At 73.0% G+C, this 16,353-nt stretch carries 13 protein-coding genes; 7 read left to right on the top strand and 6 right to left on the bottom strand.

Annotated features, from left to right (window positions below; all coding sequences use genetic code 11):
* Positions 1 to 4 precede the first annotated feature (4 nt).
* The 3 genes from B056_RS45980 to B056_RS35885 form a co-directional block, all read right to left on the bottom strand.
* A complete protein-coding gene (locus B056_RS45980) occupies positions 5 to 646 on the bottom strand; it encodes a WhiB family transcriptional regulator (protein ID WP_018501521.1) in 642 nt (213 codons plus the stop codon).
* A 448-nt stretch (positions 647 to 1,094) separates the two neighbouring features.
* Positions 1,095 to 3,920, bottom strand: a complete 2,826-nt coding sequence (locus B056_RS0108875) for a bifunctional FO biosynthesis protein CofGH (protein WP_026239489.1) — start codon at positions 3,918 to 3,920, stop codon at positions 1,095 to 1,097.
* Positions 3,921 to 3,972: 52 nt separating this feature from the next.
* Entirely contained in the window at positions 3,973 to 4,284 is a 312-nt protein-coding gene (locus B056_RS35885) for a hypothetical protein (RefSeq protein WP_018501518.1), read from the bottom strand.
* Between the two features lie 413 nt (positions 4,285 to 4,697).
* On the opposite strand from B056_RS35885, the gene B056_RS0108865 reads away from it, so the two are divergent.
* From B056_RS0108865 to B056_RS0108850, 4 genes are all read left to right on the top strand, one after another.
* Complete coding sequence (locus B056_RS0108865; RefSeq protein ID WP_018501517.1) at positions 4,698 to 5,285, top strand: TetR/AcrR family transcriptional regulator; 588 nt, start codon at positions 4,698 to 4,700, stop codon at positions 5,283 to 5,285.
* A gap of 646 nt (positions 5,286 to 5,931) precedes the next feature.
* Positions 5,932 to 7,050 carry a 2-phospho-L-lactate transferase gene (gene cofD, locus B056_RS0108860; RefSeq protein ID WP_018501516.1) on the top strand — a complete coding sequence of 373 codons (1,119 nt, stop codon included), beginning with the start codon at positions 5,932 to 5,934 and terminating at the stop codon, positions 7,048 to 7,050.
* Positions 7,051 to 7,072: 22 nt separating this feature from the next.
* Positions 7,073 to 8,590: a coenzyme F420-0:L-glutamate ligase gene (locus B056_RS0108855; protein WP_018501515.1), complete on the top strand. Its 1,518-nt coding sequence runs from the start codon at positions 7,073 to 7,075 to the stop codon at positions 8,588 to 8,590.
* A 279-nt stretch (positions 8,591 to 8,869) separates the two neighbouring features.
* Complete coding sequence (locus B056_RS0108850) at positions 8,870 to 9,673, top strand: DUF3105 domain-containing protein (protein ID WP_018501514.1); 804 nt, start codon at positions 8,870 to 8,872, stop codon at positions 9,671 to 9,673.
* An 87-nt stretch (positions 9,674 to 9,760) separates the two neighbouring features.
* Here the strand turns inward: B056_RS0108850 and dnaN are convergent, their stop codons facing one another.
* The gene (gene dnaN, locus B056_RS0108845) at positions 9,761 to 11,005 is read right to left on the bottom strand and encodes a DNA polymerase III subunit beta (RefSeq protein ID WP_018501513.1); all 1,245 of its coding nucleotides are present in this window, start codon (positions 11,003 to 11,005) and stop codon (positions 9,761 to 9,763) included.
* 488 nt (positions 11,006 to 11,493) lie between these two features.
* Here dnaN and B056_RS0108840 point away from each other — a divergent pair, with 488 nt between their 5' ends.
* From B056_RS0108840 to B056_RS35880, 3 genes are all read left to right on the top strand, one after another.
* The gene (locus B056_RS0108840) at positions 11,494 to 12,798 is read left to right on the top strand and encodes an acyltransferase family protein (RefSeq protein WP_026239487.1); all 1,305 of its coding nucleotides are present in this window, start codon (positions 11,494 to 11,496) and stop codon (positions 12,796 to 12,798) included.
* 389 nt (positions 12,799 to 13,187) lie between these two features.
* The gene (locus tag B056_RS0108835) at positions 13,188 to 14,252 is read left to right on the top strand and encodes a septum formation family protein (protein WP_154676928.1); all 1,065 of its coding nucleotides are present in this window, start codon (positions 13,188 to 13,190) and stop codon (positions 14,250 to 14,252) included.
* 49 nt (positions 14,253 to 14,301) lie between these two features.
* Complete coding sequence (locus tag B056_RS35880) at positions 14,302 to 15,213, top strand: septum formation family protein (RefSeq protein ID WP_084647118.1); 912 nt, start codon at positions 14,302 to 14,304, stop codon at positions 15,211 to 15,213.
* A gap of 96 nt (positions 15,214 to 15,309) precedes the next feature.
* Here the strand turns inward: B056_RS35880 and B056_RS0108825 are convergent, their stop codons facing one another.
* Both B056_RS0108825 and B056_RS0108820 read right to left on the bottom strand, forming a co-directional pair.
* A complete protein-coding gene (locus B056_RS0108825) occupies positions 15,310 to 15,642 on the bottom strand; it encodes an Ig-like domain repeat protein (protein WP_018501511.1) in 333 nt (110 codons plus the stop codon).
* 69 nt (positions 15,643 to 15,711) lie between these two features.
* Positions 15,712 to 15,951: an Ig-like domain-containing protein gene (locus B056_RS0108820; protein ID WP_018501510.1), complete on the bottom strand. Its 240-nt coding sequence runs from the start codon at positions 15,949 to 15,951 to the stop codon at positions 15,712 to 15,714.
* Positions 15,952 to 16,353 lie beyond the last annotated feature (402 nt).

The raw sequence follows: 16,353 nt of genomic DNA, 5'->3' as shown, positions 1-16,353 counted from the left end.
GCCGTCAGACTGCCCGGCGGCGCTGCTTGCGCCGTTCCCGCTCGGACATACCGCCCCAGATCCCGAACCGTTCGTCGTTCTCCAGCGCGTACTCGAGGCACTCGACCCGCACCTCGCAGCCCGAGCAGATGCGCTTCGCCTCCCGGGTCGACCCGCCCTTCTCAGGGAAGAACGCCTCGGGGTCGGTCTGCGCGCACAGCGCCCGTTCCTGCCATTCCACCACTTCGCCGAGCAGATCGCCGAAGCCGATGTCGATCACCTGGGCCAGGGAGTCGGCCAGCGAGTCGTCGCCGTGGGGCAGGGTGACGCCCCCGGGACCGACCAGCGCGCCGTCCCGCTCCTCGTCCTCGTCGCCCTCGTCGTCCACATCGTCGTCGAGGTCGTCGGTCCCGGAGTCGTATCCGGTCTCGACGAGCTCGGGCCGGCCCCGCCCGGGCATGACCGGCGGCGCGACCGCCGTGACGGACGGCGCGGGCGGACGCGGGTGCACCGCTCCGGCCGCGAGGGCCGGCGGCCCGGGCACGGCAACGGGAACGGGCAGCGGACGCGCCGCGGCCTCCGACTCCCCGACCGGACCCGTGTCGTGCTCAGCGGGACGCTCGACGTCCGCCAGGACGGTGTGGACGCCCGCGTCGGTGTGCTCCATATGGACTCCTCCAGACCCGTCGCGGTGCGGTCGGCCACCCCCCCGGACGCCGGCGCACGGTGCCTGGGATCCACTCCGACCGGACGTCGCCCTACCGCACGAGTCCCGTCGACGGGGGGAATGACACGCCGGTAATTACACGCGCCAGACTTGGCCGCGTCAACCCCACCGACGCAACATCTTCTACAACCAGCGATGAGACCATAGCTCACAGTCACTGGGGCTCGTCACGGAGGGTCCCCGTAGTCGCACCCACCAATACGGAGAGTGACGATCGGGCGGACGAACCGGGGGCTCTCCGATCGCGCGGAACCGGATGAACGCCCCGTACCGGACGCCGAGATTCTCGGACATCTCACCCGAACCTACACCGATCACCAGCGCCGACAGCAGGCCACTGAGACCCCCGTCACGGAACGTCACTACATGAACGAGCTGTGACGAGCGCTCAGGTGACAACAGTCAGCATGGTGCGCGCAGCGTCACCACGCGCGGTACCCAGACGCTCCTCGGAGACCACGCCGTATGTAGTGGTCCGTTGCCGAGCGGGACGGCCGGCGGCCTGCGCCAGCTCCTCCAGCTCGGCGATGGAGCGCCGCGAGCCGTGTTGCGAGCCCGCCATCCGGCTGATCGTCTCTTCCATGAGGGTGCCTCCGAGGTCGTTGACCCCACCGGCGAGCACCTGGGCGCAGCCCTCCGTACCGAGCTTCACCCACGAGCACTGGATGTTGTCGATCGCTCCGTGCAACAGGATCCGGGCCATGGCGTGCACCGCCCGGTTCTCCTGAACGGTGGGGCCCGGTCGGGCAACCCCGGCTAGATAGATCGGGGAGCTGTGGTGCACGAAGGGCAGCGCGACGAACTCGGTGAACCCGCCCGTCTCCTCCTGGATGCGGCGCAGCAGGCGCAGGTGGGCGACCCAGTGCGCCGGGGTGTCCACGTGGCCGTACATCATCGTCGCCGAGGAGCGCAGGCCGACGCGGTGCGCGGTGGTGACCACCTCGACCCAGGCGGCGGTGGGCAGCTTGCCCTTGGTCAGCACCCAGCGGACCTCGTCGTCGAGGATCTCCGCGGCGGTGCCGGGGATGGTGTCGACCCCGGCCTCCCGGGCCGCCGTGAGCCACTCCAGCGTCGACAGCCCGGTGCGGGCGACCCCGTTGGCCACCTCCATCGGGGAGAAGGCGTGCAGGTGCAGCCCGGGTGCCTGCTTCTTGATCTCGCGGGCGAGCTCGAAGTAGGCGGTGCCCGGCAGGTCCGGGTGGATGCCGCCCTGGACGCAGACCTCCGTCGCGCCGACCGACCAGGCGTCCCGCGCGCGGGAGCCGACCTCGTCCAGGGAGAGCGTGTAGGCGTCGGCGTCCGCGCGGCGCTGGGCGAAGGCGCAGAACCGGCAGCCGGTGTAGCAGACGTTGGTGAAGTTGATGTTGCGGTTCACCACGTAGGTCACGTCGTCGCCGACGGTCTCGGCGCGCAGGGCGTCAGCGAGGCCGCACAGCTCCTCCAGCGCGGCGCCCGTCGCCCCGAACAGGGTCAGCGCCTCGACGTCGGTGAGTCCGGCCGGGTCGGTGCCGGCCCGCCGCAGCGCCGCGAGCACCTCCGGCTCGGCCCGGGTCGACGCGCCGCGGGTGCCGCCCGGGTACCCAGTGCCGCCCGTGGTCTCCTCGGGTCCGTCCTCGGGCGGGGCGTCGCCGCCGGCCGCCGGCCTGGCTGGAGTCGTATCCTCGGTGGCCTCAGCCCCCGCCTCCCCCGCGGCGGACGCCACGGCCCCGGCGGCCCCGGCGGCGGCCCGGGTGCCCGTGCCGTAGATCCCGTCCACGCCGGTGCCGGCGGCCCGCACCTGCTCACGCAGGCCGGCCCAGTCGCCGTAGACGGAGTCGAAGTCGGAACGGGTGGCGGAGTGTCGTCCCTCGGTGTCCACCGCGGTGTGCAGGTCGGTGCGGCCGCTGTTACCCAGACCGCCGTCGGGTTCCTGCCAGGGCAGTCCCGCCGCCCGGGCGCCCTCGGCGAGCAGCCCGTCCGGCCCGGCCAGCGCCGCCACGTGCCCGGACAGCCGCGGGTCGATCCACGGCTCGTCCAGGTGCGTCGGGTGCACGGTCAGCCGCGGGCGCAGCGTGAAGCCGGCCGCCGCCGTCACCTCCCGCAGGACGTCCAGATCAGGCCAGGGCCGCTCCGGGTTGACGTGGTCCGGGGTCACCGGCGAGACCCCGCCCCAGTCGTCGAGGCCGGCGGAGAGCAGCAGCGCGCACTCGGCGGTGTCGACGAGGTTCGGCGGTGCCTGGACCCGCATCCGCGGGCCGAGCACCAGCCGGGTCACCGCCACGGCCGCCGCGAGCTCCTCGGCGCCGACATCGGGCTCACCGCGCATCGCGGTGTCGTCCTTGGCCCGGAAGTTCTGGACGATGACCTCCTGGACGGACCCGTACTCGCGGGCCACCCCACGCAGCGCGAAGATCGTCTCGGCGCGCTCGACGGTCGTCTCGCCGATGCCGAGCAGCAGGCCTGTCGTGAAGGGGATGGAGAGCCGTCCGGCGTCGGCCAGGACCCGCAGCCGGACGGCGGGGTCCTTGTCGGGCGAGCCGTAGTGGGCACCGCCGGGGGTCGACCACAGCCGGGTCGCGGTGGTCTCCAGCATCATGCCCATCGACGGGGCGACCGGCTTGAGACGCGCCAGCTCCGACCAGCTCAGCACCCCGGGATTGAGATGCGGCAGCAGCCCGGTCTCCTCCAGCACGGCGATCGCGACCGCGCGCAGGTAGCCCAGCGTGGAGTCGTAGCCGTGGGCGTCCAGCCATTCGCGGGCCGCCGGCCAGCGGTCCTCGGGACGGTCGCCGAGGGTGAACAGCGCCTCGGCGCACCCCGCGGCCGCCCCGGCGCGGGCGATGTCGAGCACCTCGTCCACCGTCAGGTACGGCGCGGGCAGCCGGTGCGGGACGGTCGCGAACGTGCAGTAGTGGCAGCGGTCCCGGCACAGCCGGGTGAGCGGGATGAAGACCTTCGGCGAGTAGGTGACGACGCCGGGCCGCCCCAGGGAGGCGAGCCCGGCGTCCCGCACCCGCGCCGCGGAGGCGCAGAGGTCGGCGAGATCCGCGCCGCGCGCGGCGAGCAGGATCGCGGCCTCGGTGACGTCCAGGGTGGCGCCGTCGCGCGCGCGGCGCAGGGCGCGGCGCATCGCGGCGGCGGACGGCGGCGGCTCCGGCCGGTGCCGGCTCCCCTGGTCCGGGACCACCACCTGCCCGGGTCGTGATCCGTCCGGTACCGCCGCCGTACTCGTCATGCGCTCACCCTGGGTAGTCGATGGATGATCGGAGGTGGATGTCGCGGGTTGGTCAGGCTGTACCGGTGCTGGTGCCGGTGCCGGTGCCGGTGCCGCGGTCACGGGTGGCCCGGGCGCCGGCCGCCGGGCCCCGCAGCCGTTCGAGGGTGCCGATGAGCAGGTTCGTGCGCCTGCGGGCGGCCAGCGTGTCGGTACGCGCGGCTCGGGGCGTGGGGGCGCCGCTGGTCGGGTCCGCGTGCCGGGCGGCCGCGGCCTGTGACGCGCGGGCCCCGGCGAGGGCTCGGTTGAGGGTGGCGGAGAGGGCTTCGAGGCTCTTGGTTGTGCGGGGGCTCCTGGTAGTCCGGGGGGTCCTGATCGCGGACATGGCAGTCCTTCCAGCGACGTGGAGAGCTAGGTCCATCTCACAGCGCTCTCTAACCAGAATCAAGAGATGGCTTCCGTCGGCGTGGATGGTCACGCAAAGCAACCATTCAGCCTTCTCCGTGCCACGAAGGCCGCGCCGCGCCCTCAGGCACATCACGCCCCGGCGCACCAGCACACCGAGACGCCAGGGCCACCCGGTTCCGGAGCCCCGGGGCCGTGGGGCAGGGCGGCTGGCCGGCGGGGCGCGGTGGGGCGGCAATACCGCGGCGGGGCCAGACGGGCGGGGCGGCGGTTGCCGCGAGTGTCCGCGTGGGATCGCACCGACACAGGGAGCGATGTGGACGGAGCGGGCGGGACGACACGGGTACCGGACAATCCCCTCCTGCCCCCCGCCAGGGTCGTTACGCTGATCAGGTGCCACGCAACCGCCAGGAGGTCCCGCGCGAGGAACGGATCGACGCGCTGCTCGCGGTCGCCGAACAGCAGTTCCTCGCCCGCGGGTTCGCCGGTACCTCCATCGCCGAGATCGCCCGCGCCGCCGGTATCGAGCCCGGCTCGGTGTACTGGTACTTCCGGTCCAAGGATCACGCGTTCGCCGCCGTCCTGAACCGCCTGCTCGACGGCGAGGTGGACCGCATCGCCGAGCTGCCCGGCGAGGCGGCGCAGAAACTCTTCGCCGCGCTGGACTCGGTCGAGCGACGTCGGACGCTGCACCCCTGTGTCGCCGAGCGCGCCCCGCACGCCCCGCCGATCATGGAGTACCACGAGCGGCTGCACGAGTGGCTGCACGGCCTGGCGCTGAGCGCCGTGGCCGACCTGGTCCCCGAGCCCGACCACGAGATCGCCGCCGACGCCGTGGTCGCCACGATCGAGGGCGGGCTGGCCAACCCGGCGCCGAGCCGGCCCACCAGCCATCTCGTCCGCTATCTGCTGGCGTCACTCGCCGCGGTCGAACACGCGCCGAACGCCGCGGCCACCGAGGTCACCATCGCCACCACCTGAACCACCCGCACCGCCCGCGGACCACGGACCACCCGGGCCACCCGGGCCACCCGGGCCAAAAGGGCACTCCACACCATCCGGCCCGAGTACCGGCACCCGGTCGGAGTGCCGGTACTCAGTCGGAGTACCGGCGCCCAGTCGGAGTGTCGGCGCTCCACCCCGAAGGCCGGCGCCCTGCCCCGAGCGCCGGGCGAACCGCCATCTATCAGACAAAATTCCCCACGCTCCGGGATGGCCTGCTCGCCCTTTCGCATCCTTCTCGCCTTTTCGGACGAGTTTTCGGTCAAAACGAGCCTCGAAACGGCGAGAAAGAAACCGAACGGCGAGTAGCAGAGCCCCCCGTGCCGCTTGTCACGCCCCACCACCGCCCGACTTCGCGACCCTGTGGGCCGGCGGGATTCGCGGCCCTGAGCCGGGGGCCCGGCGGGATTCGCGGCCCTGAGCCGGCGGGGACGTCCGTGGACCCCTCAGCGGCGCACGTGGGCCGCGACCCCACGGCGCGTCGGCCGCGGCCTCACGAGCCTCACGGCATGTCGACCACGGCCCCACGGGCGGACGCCGGTGGGGCCCCGGCCCACCGAACCGGGGTCCGCAAGGCCCGGGGTGTCGAGGGGACGGGGCGGTGCGGGTGCCAGGATTATGCGGTGTGAAGGTCACCGCATTGGCCGGCGGCATCGGCGGCGCGCGTTTTCTGCAGGGTGTCCGGGCTGCCCGCCCCGACGCCGAGATCACCGTGATCGGCAACACGGGTGATGACATCACGCTGCACGGCCTGCGCATCTGCCCAGACCTGGACACCGTGATGTACACCCTGGGCGGCGGGATCTCGGCCGAACGCGGCTGGGGCCGGGAGGACGAGACGTTCGTCGTCTCGGCCGAGCTGGCGGCCTACGGGGTGGGCCCGGGCTGGTTCGGGCTCGGCGACCGTGATCTCGCCACGCACCTCGTCCGCACCCAGATGATCGAGGCCGGTTACCCGCTCTCCGACGTCGTCACGGCGCTGTGCGACCGGTGGAAGCCGGGGGTGCGCCTGCTGCCGATGTCGAACGACCGGGTCGAGACCCATGTGATCATCACCGACGACGAGGGCCGGCGGGCCGTCCACTTCCAGGAGTGGTGGCTGCGGATGCGGGCGGGGGTGCCCGCCGAGGCGATCCTGTCCGTGGGCGCCGCCGAGTCGAAGCCGGCGCCGGGTGTGCTGGACGCGATCGCGGACGCCGACGTCGTGCTGATCGGGCCGTCCAACCCGGTGGTCTCGATCGGGACGATCCTGTCGGTTCCCGGTGTCGCGGACGCGCTGCGGGTCACCCTGGCCCCGGTCATCGGCGTCTCCCCGATCATCGGCGGGGCGGCGGTCCGTGGGATGGCCGACGCCTGCCTGAAGGCGATCGGCGTCGAGACGTCGGCGCTCGCGGTCGGTGTGCACTACGGCGGCCGGCACCGGACCGGCCGGCCCCCACTCCCGGACTCGGGTTCAGGTGTGGTCTCGGATGTGGCCGACCCGTCCCGGGAATCCGACCCGTCCCGGGCGGCGGGCTCGGTGGCGGAGCAGGCGGGGGCCGGCGGTGCCACCTCCGGGGGAACACCCGAAGAGCTTGGTCACGGTCTGCTGGACGGGTGGCTGGTGGACGTCGTGGACGCGGCGATCGCCGCGGACCCCGACGCCGTACCCGGAGCTACCGTTAAAGCCGTACCGCTTCTCATGACCGATCTGGAGGCCACTGTGGCGATCGTGGAGGCGGCGCTGGAGCTCGCCGGTGTCTGACCTGTCCCCGGCGGGGACAGCCATGACGAAGGACGGACCGGAGCCCACGGAGGCGTCGATCCCGGGCATCGCCCCACCCCGGGCGGAAGTCCCCCCGCCGGCGGAGCGGGTCGACGCGGAGCCGGTGGCGAAGCAGGTCGCGGCGGAGCCCTCGGCGGAGCGGGTCAGCACGGAGCCGTCGGCGGAGCGGGAGCTACGGATCCTGCCGCTGGCCGGGATCGGCGAGGTGCGGCCCGGCGACGACCTCGCCGCGCTGATCGCCGAGGCCGTCGGCGCGGGCGCGGGCGGCGGCGCCGCTGCCGGGGCCGGCACCGTCGCCGGCCCCGGGCTGCGCGACGGCGACGTGCTCGTCGTGACGTCCAAGATTGTCTCGAAGGCCGAGGACCGGCTGATCCGGATCGAAGGCGACAGCGACCGGGAGGCCACGCGTCAGGCCGCCATCGACGCCGAGTCCGTGCGCGAGGTGGCGCGCCGCGGCCCGACCCGCATCGTCGAGACGCACCACGGCCTCGTGCTGGCCAGCGCGGGTGTGGACGCGTCCAACATCACCAAGGACTCGATCGCGCTGCTGCCGGTCGATCCCGACGCCAGTGCCCAGGCGCTGCGCGACGGCCTGCGCGAGCGGCTCGGCGTCGACGTCGCCGTGATCATCAGTGACACCGCCGGGCGGCCCTGGCGGCGCGGGCTGACCGACATGGCGATCGGTGTCGCCGGGATGGCGGCACTGCGCAGCCACATCGGCGACGTCGACGCCTACGGTAACGAGCTCGGGATGACCGAGATCGCCGAGGCCGACGAGCTGGCGGCCGCGGCGGACCTGGTGAAGGGCAAGCTCGGTGCCACGCCGGTGGCGATCGTCCGCGGCTTCACCCGCCGGCCCGACGACGGGACCGGGTCCCGCTCGCTGCTGCGCCCCTGGGACGAGGACATGTTCCAGCTCGGCACGGTCGAGGCGCGCCGCTCGGCGCCGTTCGCGCGGCGCACGGTGCGGGAGTTCGCCGACCTCCCGGTGGACCCGGCGGCGGTGCGCCAGGCGATCGCCGCGGCGATCACCGCGCCCGCCCCGCATCACACCACCCCGTGGCGGTTCGTGCTGGTCGAGGCGCGCCGGCACGCCCTGCTCGACGCGATGGCGATGGCCTGGACGGACGACCTGCGCCGCGACGGGTTCGACGAGGACTCGGTGAGCCGGCGGCTGCGCCGCGGCGACGTGTTGCGCCGGGCGCCGGTGCTGATCGTCCCGATGATGGTGACCGACGGCGCGCATTCCTACGCCGACGAGCGCCGGGCGCGGGCCGAGGAGCGGATGTTCACCGTGGCGCTCGGCGCCGCCGTGCAGAACCTGCTGGTCGCGCTCGCCGCCGAGGGCCTGGGCTCGTGCTGGGTGTCGTCCGCGCTGTTCTGCGGGGAGGTCGTGACCGACACGCTGGACCTGCCGCGCACCTGGACGCCGATGGGCGTCGTGGGGGTGGGGCATCCGGCCGCGCCGGCGTATCCGCGGCCGGCCCGTGACGTCGCGGCGTTCGTCGTGGAGCGCTGAGGTTGGTCGTGGAACGCTGAGGTTGGTCGTGGAACGACGCTGAGCCGAGATCCCCGGCGCGGGGGTCTTCCACTCGCCGGCCGGGCCGCTACGATGGCATTCACTTAATGGTCATGTTGAACTACGTACGGCTACCGTCCGGTTCGTAGGACGTCCGGTTCGCGCGATCTCCGCCTCGCGGCGGAAGGGCCGCCGATCCCGCCGAAACCGGCGGTCGGCGGCGGGTCGGGCGGACCGCGGCGGTCGAGGCGTGTTCGACACTTCGTAGGATCGGGCCTCGTGGGGAAGAAGAGCGTCGCGCGTAACGCCCGCCTGGAGGAGCTCCGCCGCGAGCAGAAGCGGAAGGAGCGCCGACGGGCACTGCTGATCTACGGCACCTCCGGCTTCGTCGCGCTCGCCCTCCTCGCCGGGATCATCGTCTACAGCGTCTTCGACAACCGGTCGAAGAACGAGGAGCGCAGCGTCGGCTACATCGCCGCGCCCTCCCCGGCCGCGGTCACCGCGAACTGCACCGGGATCGTCAACGGCCAGTCGTACGGCAACCAGCATGTGGGGGCCACCGACACGGTCGAGTACAAGGACTCCCCGCCGTCGTCGGGCAACCACGAGTCCGACCCGCTGCCCGACGCCATCCGGTTCTACAACCCGGACTCGGGCATCCGCGCCGAGCGGGCGGTGCACAACCTGGAGCACGGCTTCGTGGTCGGCTGGTACGACGCGAAGCTGCCCGCCGACCAGGTCGAGAAGCTGCGCACGGTCGCGGCCGACGCCGGGAACCGCTTCATCGCGGTGCCGTGGACGCGCAACGAGTTCACCGGTGGCCAGCACTTCGTGCTGACCGCCTGGGACCGCACCCAGCGCTGCGGCACCGTCTCCCCCGACGTGGTGAAGGAGTTCGTCCAGAAGTGGGCGAACCCGCCGCTCGACGGCGTGACCTGGGACTCGCCGACCGCACCGGAATCCGGGGCCGCGGGTGGCACCCTGAACGTCACCGAGGACGGCCCGATCGACCCGGCGGCGGCCGCCGCCGGCGGGGTGGTGCCCGGCGCCGGCACGATGACCCAGGCCCCGACCGCGCCCTGAGCCGACGCTCTCCGGCCTGCTTCCGGCTTCTGGCCTCCGGCCCGCGCTCCCGGCCCGCTCCGGCCTTCCGGGGCGGCGCCGGAGCGCTCAGGCCGCGCCGGTGCGGATCGGCATGAGCAGGTAGCGGTAGTCCTCACCGTCGTCCTTGCCGGTGAGGACCGCCGGCTTGGTCGAGGCCACCTCCGGGTCGGCGGTGGCGAACCCGATGATGGCCTCGTCGCCCTCGACCGCCGCCAGGCCGTCCAGCAGGAACCCGGGGTTGAACAGCACTGACAGCTCCGGGCCGTCGTACTCCACCGGCACCAGCTCGGAGGCCTGGGCGCCCCCGCCGTCCCCGGCCTCGGCCACGACCTGGCCGGCGGAGAACGTGAACCGCAGCGGCGCCGTACGCGTCGCCACCAGCGCGACCCGGCGGACGGCCGCCGCGAGCACCGCCGTCGGCGCCGTGACGGTGAGCTCGGAGGTCTCCGGCAGCAGCCGGCGGTAGTTCGGGAAGCTCCCCTCCAACAGCCGGACGATCGTCTGCCGGCCGTTCACCGACAGCCCGAAGCGCAGGACCCCGGCCTCGTCGACGCCCATCCCGATCATGACCCGGGAGGCGGTGGTCGGCAGCTTCGCCACGTCGGCGAGCAGCCGGGCCGGCACGTGCGCGATCGCGTCGGGGTCGTCGACGGTGGGCTGCCACGGGATCGTCCGGACGGCGAGCCGGTAGCGGTCGGTGGCGACCATCGTCAGCCCGCCCCGGGCGATCTCGAGCCGGACGGCGGTGAGCACCGGCAGCGCGTCGTCCCGGCCGGCGGCCGGCGCCACCTGCGCGACCGCCGCCGCGAAGCCGAGCGTGTCCACCTCGCCGACCGGCGGGGGGAACGCGGGCAGCACCGGGTAGTCCTCGGCGGAGAGCGCCGGGATGCGGAACCGGGCCGCGCCACACTCGATGATCACTCTGGTCCCGGTGGCCTCGACGACGACCGGCGCGTCGGGCAGGTTGCGCACGACGTCCGCCAGCAGCCGCCCGGGCACGACGACCCGGCCGGGCTCGGTGACGACGGCCTCGACCGGGGCGCGCGCGGCGACCTCGGAGTCGAACGCGGAGACGGTGAGCACCGGGCCCGACGCCCGCGCCCGCGCCTGGGCCTGGGCCTGGGCCTGTTCCGGCGTCTGATCCCCGGTCTGATCCCCGGCCTGGTCGTGGACCTGGTCCGGGGTCGGCATGGTGGCTTCCAGCAGCAGGCCCGTCAGCACCTGCTGGGCGCCGGCGGTGGGCTTCGGCACGTACCGGGCGGCCCAGCCCGTCGCGTCGGCGAGTACGTCGCGTTCCACGCTGAACCTCATGCAGGGATTGTCGCGCCGGACAACGCCGAATCTCCGCATTCCGCAAACCACCCACCGCTCGCGGCGGCGCGGCAGACCTGTCACCAGGGCCGTTGATGCGACATCCCGGGGACCTGGGCGGGGCGGGAGCCGGGAGGGGGCGCCCCGCCGCACCCGCCGGCTCGCCGGCTCGCCGCGGCGTCGGCCCGGTCCCGCCGCGCCGCCGCCGCGTCCCGGCACCGGCCTCGTCGCTGCTGGCGTCGCCGGTGTCGCCGCGACGCGCCGCCACCGCGTCCGCTCGACGTGTCCAGAGCTCGACGACTCGTATGGCGTGTCAAACCGCGGATCATCCACGCGGCGGACCAGGCTATCCGCGACGCCATTGCGCCGGCTATTGCGCGGCACCTTCCGGTACCCCCGACGAGGTGGGCACCACTGATCGAAAAAGACCCGTCTATCGTTCTCAGTCAGTGCTACCCGTACTACTGGGACCTGTGGGGGGAACCATCGTGGAGAAGCTGACCGAAGATACGAGCGGAGCACCGGCGCCACCGGCGCGGACTGTTCGCCGAGCAACCATCGGCGGCCATAACCCGGCGCTTGACGGACTGCGGGCCCTCGCCGTCCTGACGGTGCTCTTCCACCACATGGACCTGGTGCCCGGCGGCTACCTGGGTGTCGACCTCTTCCTGGTACTCAGCGGGTTCCTCATCACCGGCCTGTTGCTGGCCGAGCGCGACCGGGAGGGCTGGATCTCGCTGCGCGCCTTCTGGGCCCGGCGGGGTTTCCGACTCCTTCCCGCCTTCTACATCTTTGTAGCAGCTGGCATTCCGCTCGTCCTTCTCGTCAAGGACACCGACGACCAGTGGCAGTTCCTTCGCAACGGTCTCGCAGCGGTCTTCTACGTCGCCAACATCCAGCGCACACTGAATCCCCCGGACAGCGGCGCCTGGTTCGGGCATGTGTGGACGCTCTCCCTCGAGGAACAGTTCTACCTGCTCTGGCCGATCGCCCTGGTGCTGATCTGCCGCAGCGAGCGCTGGCGGCGGCGCCTGCCGGAGATCCTCATCAGCGCCGTGATCCTGGTGCTGATCTGGCGGGAGATCCTGATCGGCAGCGGCGTGGCGAACTTCCGCATCTACTACGCGCCGGACACCCGCTGTGACTCGCTGCTCGTCGGCTGCCTGCTCGCCACCTGGCGTTACGAGGCGCTGCGGTCGTCGGCGGGCGGCCGCGTCCTGGACGGCGACCTTTCCCGGGCCACGGGCCGCACCGCACAGCTGCTGTCCCGCGCCGCGTCGTTCGGCCCACTGGGCCTGCTGGGCCTGGTGATCCTCTTCTTCACCGGCCCCGGCCTCAAGGGCGACCCGAACTGGATGGCCCGCGGCGGCTATCTGCTCGTCGCCGTTCTCGCCTCGGTCGCTGTCCTGGGGGCCGACCAGCACCGGCCCGGATGGTACGACCGGGTACTCAGCTCGCGTCCGGCCGCCTGGGTCGGACGGATCTCCTACAGCCTGTACCTGTGGCACTTCCCCGTCACCGGGGTCGCCAACGACTCGCTCGTCCCCCGGTTCGGCCGCGTCCCGTCAGCCGGCGCCGCGCTCGTCGTCAGCCTCGGGCTGGCGTCGGCGTCCTACTACCTCGTCGAGCGGCCCGTACAGCGCCGCCGGCCGGCGTGGGTGAACGCCCGCGGCACCGCGCCGCGCCGCGCTCGGACGTCGATCGTGGCGCCGTCCGCCGAACCGCTGCTCGCCACCACCCAGCCCCTCGCGGTGAGCGGGGAGCCCGAGCCGGCCCGGCGCCTGCGCTCCTGAGGCACCGCCGGCCGCGGACGGGTCGGCCGCGCACCAGGTGGACCTGGGCCAGCCGGCCGCGGGCGACGACTGTCGGTAACGACGTCGCCCGCGGCCGGCTGGCCGTCGTCCGGGCCCCCGGAACCCTGACGTGGCAGGACGGATCGGGCGCGCGCGGCACGCCATCGCCTTCCGTCACGGTGCTCCAGCGGCCGGGCTTTTCGGCACGCCGCCGACCCGACCCAGCTGACAACTTCTTCACAGCTAGCCCTAATATGGCCGGCTGCACATCCCTCGGTAGCCAGATCATCGCGTTGCGCGCATATTGATCTACTGACCGTCGGCTGTCGCGGACGTCGGCGACCACTCGCGACGCGTCCTGATCCTGCGTGCCCGAGGGGGCAGTCGGCGTGCCCGGAAACTACGGCGGTCTTGAGGACCGTCGTTCGGAACGAGAGACCTGGGGCCGGCGAGGGCGCCCCGACGCCCGCGCGGTCACCCGCAGGACCATGCGGGCCCGGCTGCGAGCGATCGGCCGGCGCGGCCAGGTGATCGCCGTCATCGCCAACCTGGTTCTCCTCGGCGCCGTTCTCCACGGCGTGACCGAGCTCCGCGCCGATCACTCCGCCGGCGGCGGGTCCACCGGCCCGAACGACGCCGGCCCGTCCGCGGCCGGGTTCGCGCCCGTGCCTCCGGCGGGCTCCGGGGCGTCCGTCGGGTTCCCGCAGTGGGACTATCTGCCCGGCCGGTGTTACTCCTGGCCGCGGGGCGGCACCTCACCACTGGTCCACGACGTTCCATGCGAAGACGTCCACCATTTCGAGGCCGTCGGCGCCACCAACATCCGGGATGATTACCCGGCGGGTGCCGCCTATCCCACCCCGGCCCAGTGGGAGGCCGTCTCGACCCGGTACTGCATACCCATGATCGAGCGCTACCTGGGGTACCGGCTCGACCCTGACGGGCGCTTCCGGCCCGGCCTGATGCGGCCCCTCGAAAACGCCTGGAAGACGAACCAGCGCGCGATCTCCTGCGGCATCTCCGCCGGCACGAGGTCCGACCCGCCGGAATTCGTCCCGTTCGAAGGCGGCGCCCACGGCGCCGACCAGTCCTTCGTGTACCCCACCGGCCCCTGCCTGCGCCGCGAGAACGACGGCCTGTTCGGCGAGGTCCCCTGTGGCGCCCCGCATCACGCGGAAAGCGTAGGACCGCTCACCGCGCCGGAGACCGACGACGGAGCCCCGCCGTCCGACACGTGGCTCGACGCGCGGCTCGGCCCGCGGTGCGCGGAGCTCGCCGCCCCGCATCTCGAGGTCGGGCATTTCGGGGATGCGCTCGTGAACGCGCAATGGAGTCGCATCGGACCGGAGAGCTGGCGGACTGGTACCCGCCGCACGACCTGCTTCGTCGGATTCACCGACGAAGCCGGCTCCCCGGTACCGGTCACCGGGAGCATCACCGCGCCGGTCATCTGAGCGCGGCACCGACTCCACCGAAGATCCCATGTTCCAAGGAGACGCCGGCATGCCCGGAGACAGCGCACCCACCCCGAACGGCGACGGACCTGACCCGATGTCCGCCGCCGGCCCGTTCGGCGACCCGTTCGCCGACCTCGTCCTCGACGAGGCCTTCATCGCCGGAGCCACCCGGTACGAGGCCCCGACCCGGACGAGAGCCGCCCTCGCCCGCTTCGGGCTCCTCGAGGACAGCACGACGCCCTGGCGCTCGTACGGCGCGGACCGGCCGAGGCGGGCTGGTGGTACCTCCGGCCAGCCGCTGACCCACCGGCGGACGTTCCGGCCGTTCCCGGAGATCTCGCCCCCGCCGCGGTCCCGGGCGCGGTCCCGGGCGCGGATCGTGTTGGCGCTGCTCAGCGTCGTCCTGTTCGCGACCACCGTCTACGGGTTCGTGGCCTCGGCCGGCGACAGTCCACCGTCCACCACGCTCTCGTCGGGCCCGCCACCCGCGGCCGGGAGCGGCTCCGGCCGCGACGCCGCCGCTGCTGCCGTCGCCGGGGAATCCCTACCGGATCTCCACCGACGGGACTGGACGGCCGGCCACTGTTACACCTGGCTCCAGCCGGACGCCGGGAGCGCGGTCGACGACGTCCCCTGTGCCGATCGGCATCTGTTCGAGGTAGTGGGCCCGCTCGACGTCGGATCCACGTACCCCGGCGGGGAGCCGTACCCGTCACCCGCGCAGTGGCACGCGCTCGGCGAATGGCACTGCGAACCGCTCGTCACCGCGTATCTCGGCTACGGACTCGACCCGGCCGGGCGCTTCGCGATGAACATCCTGCGCCCCGGGGAACGCGAGTGGAACACCGGCGAGCGGGACATCGTCTGCGGACTGTCGCTCCGCCCCGCGCCCGAGGCGCCGAACGAGGTGCCCGACCTGGAAGGACAGGTCCGCGGAGCCGACCAGGCGCGGACGTGACGACGGGCGAGCCGGCGCCTGGGAGATTCCGGGGCAGTGGGCACGGCCACGAAAGCTCGCGCCCACCGCCCCGCCGTGATCGATCCCGCTGACCGCTCAGGCCCCGCCGGCAGCCGTCGAAGCTGTCTCCGGCCCCTCTGCCGGGTCGGCGTCCGGCAGTGAGTACGGAATGGCGGGCACGGCGGTCCACGTGGTCGGCAGGAAGGTGCCGTCACCCTGGTACTCGACGTACATCATGAGTGCGGACGGCACGTTTCCCGAGGGAAACGACGCCGTGATGGTGGCGGAGGCGCTTCCGTTCTCGTCCAGGGTGACCGTCGCCTGGTCGGGCCAGAATCCGTGGGAGATGACCACTGTGCCGGCCGGTGTTCCGGTGGCTCCGTTGATCGGGACGATCCGCACCCGGACGGTGTAGGGCTGCCCGGCCACGATCCGGTCCGGTGGCGTGACCTCGATCCGGCCGTTCCGGATCGTCGTCCCGCCCTTGAAACTGATCGGCTAGTAGAACTCGTCGCCGCTGTAGGTGGCGGACATGCGCTGGACGCCGGGTTCGAGCCGGACCACCCATTCGCCCGTGGCGGAGCCGGGGCCGGGCTTCAACGTCACGGTGTCGCGGAGGGTGTCGTTGATGACGATCTCGACCGTCCCGGACATGGTCGGGCGGCGCGAACCGACCATGCTCAGCGCGATGCGAACTGATACCGGTTCACCCTCGTGTTCCTGGACCAGGGTGATCATCCCCATCGGGCTGAGGCGTTCGCCCGCCGGCGCTGTGGGTGTCGAGGTGGGGTCGCCACTCGGTGTGGGCTCAAAATCCCCGGGGGTCGGTGTCGCCGTGGCGGGTGGCGTGGTCGGAGTCGGTGTCTCCGGAGACACCGGAGTCGCCGTGACCGGCGGTGCGCTGGTCGGTGCCGGGCCACCGGGGCCGCCCGGCGCGGGCTGACAGCCGCTCAACGCGAGCCCGACAAGCCCAAGCCCCGCGGCGATGAGCCCGGCGCGGCCTCGGCCGAGCCGGCGAGAAGTGAGCGAGAAGTGGGCGAGCACGATCTGGGCGAGCGTTGCGCGAGCGAATCGGCCTGTCTCGGGGACGCGCCGAAGGAGGACACCTGCACCTGCACCCTTTCTCCGTGCCAGGAGTCA

The sequence above is a fragment of the Parafrankia discariae genome, assembly GCF_000373365.1.
Lineage (GTDB): Bacteria > Actinomycetota > Actinomycetes > Frankiales > Frankiaceae > Parafrankia > Parafrankia discariae.
Note: the sequence above shows the minus strand (reverse complement) of the source record. Positions and strands in the feature narration are given on the sequence as shown.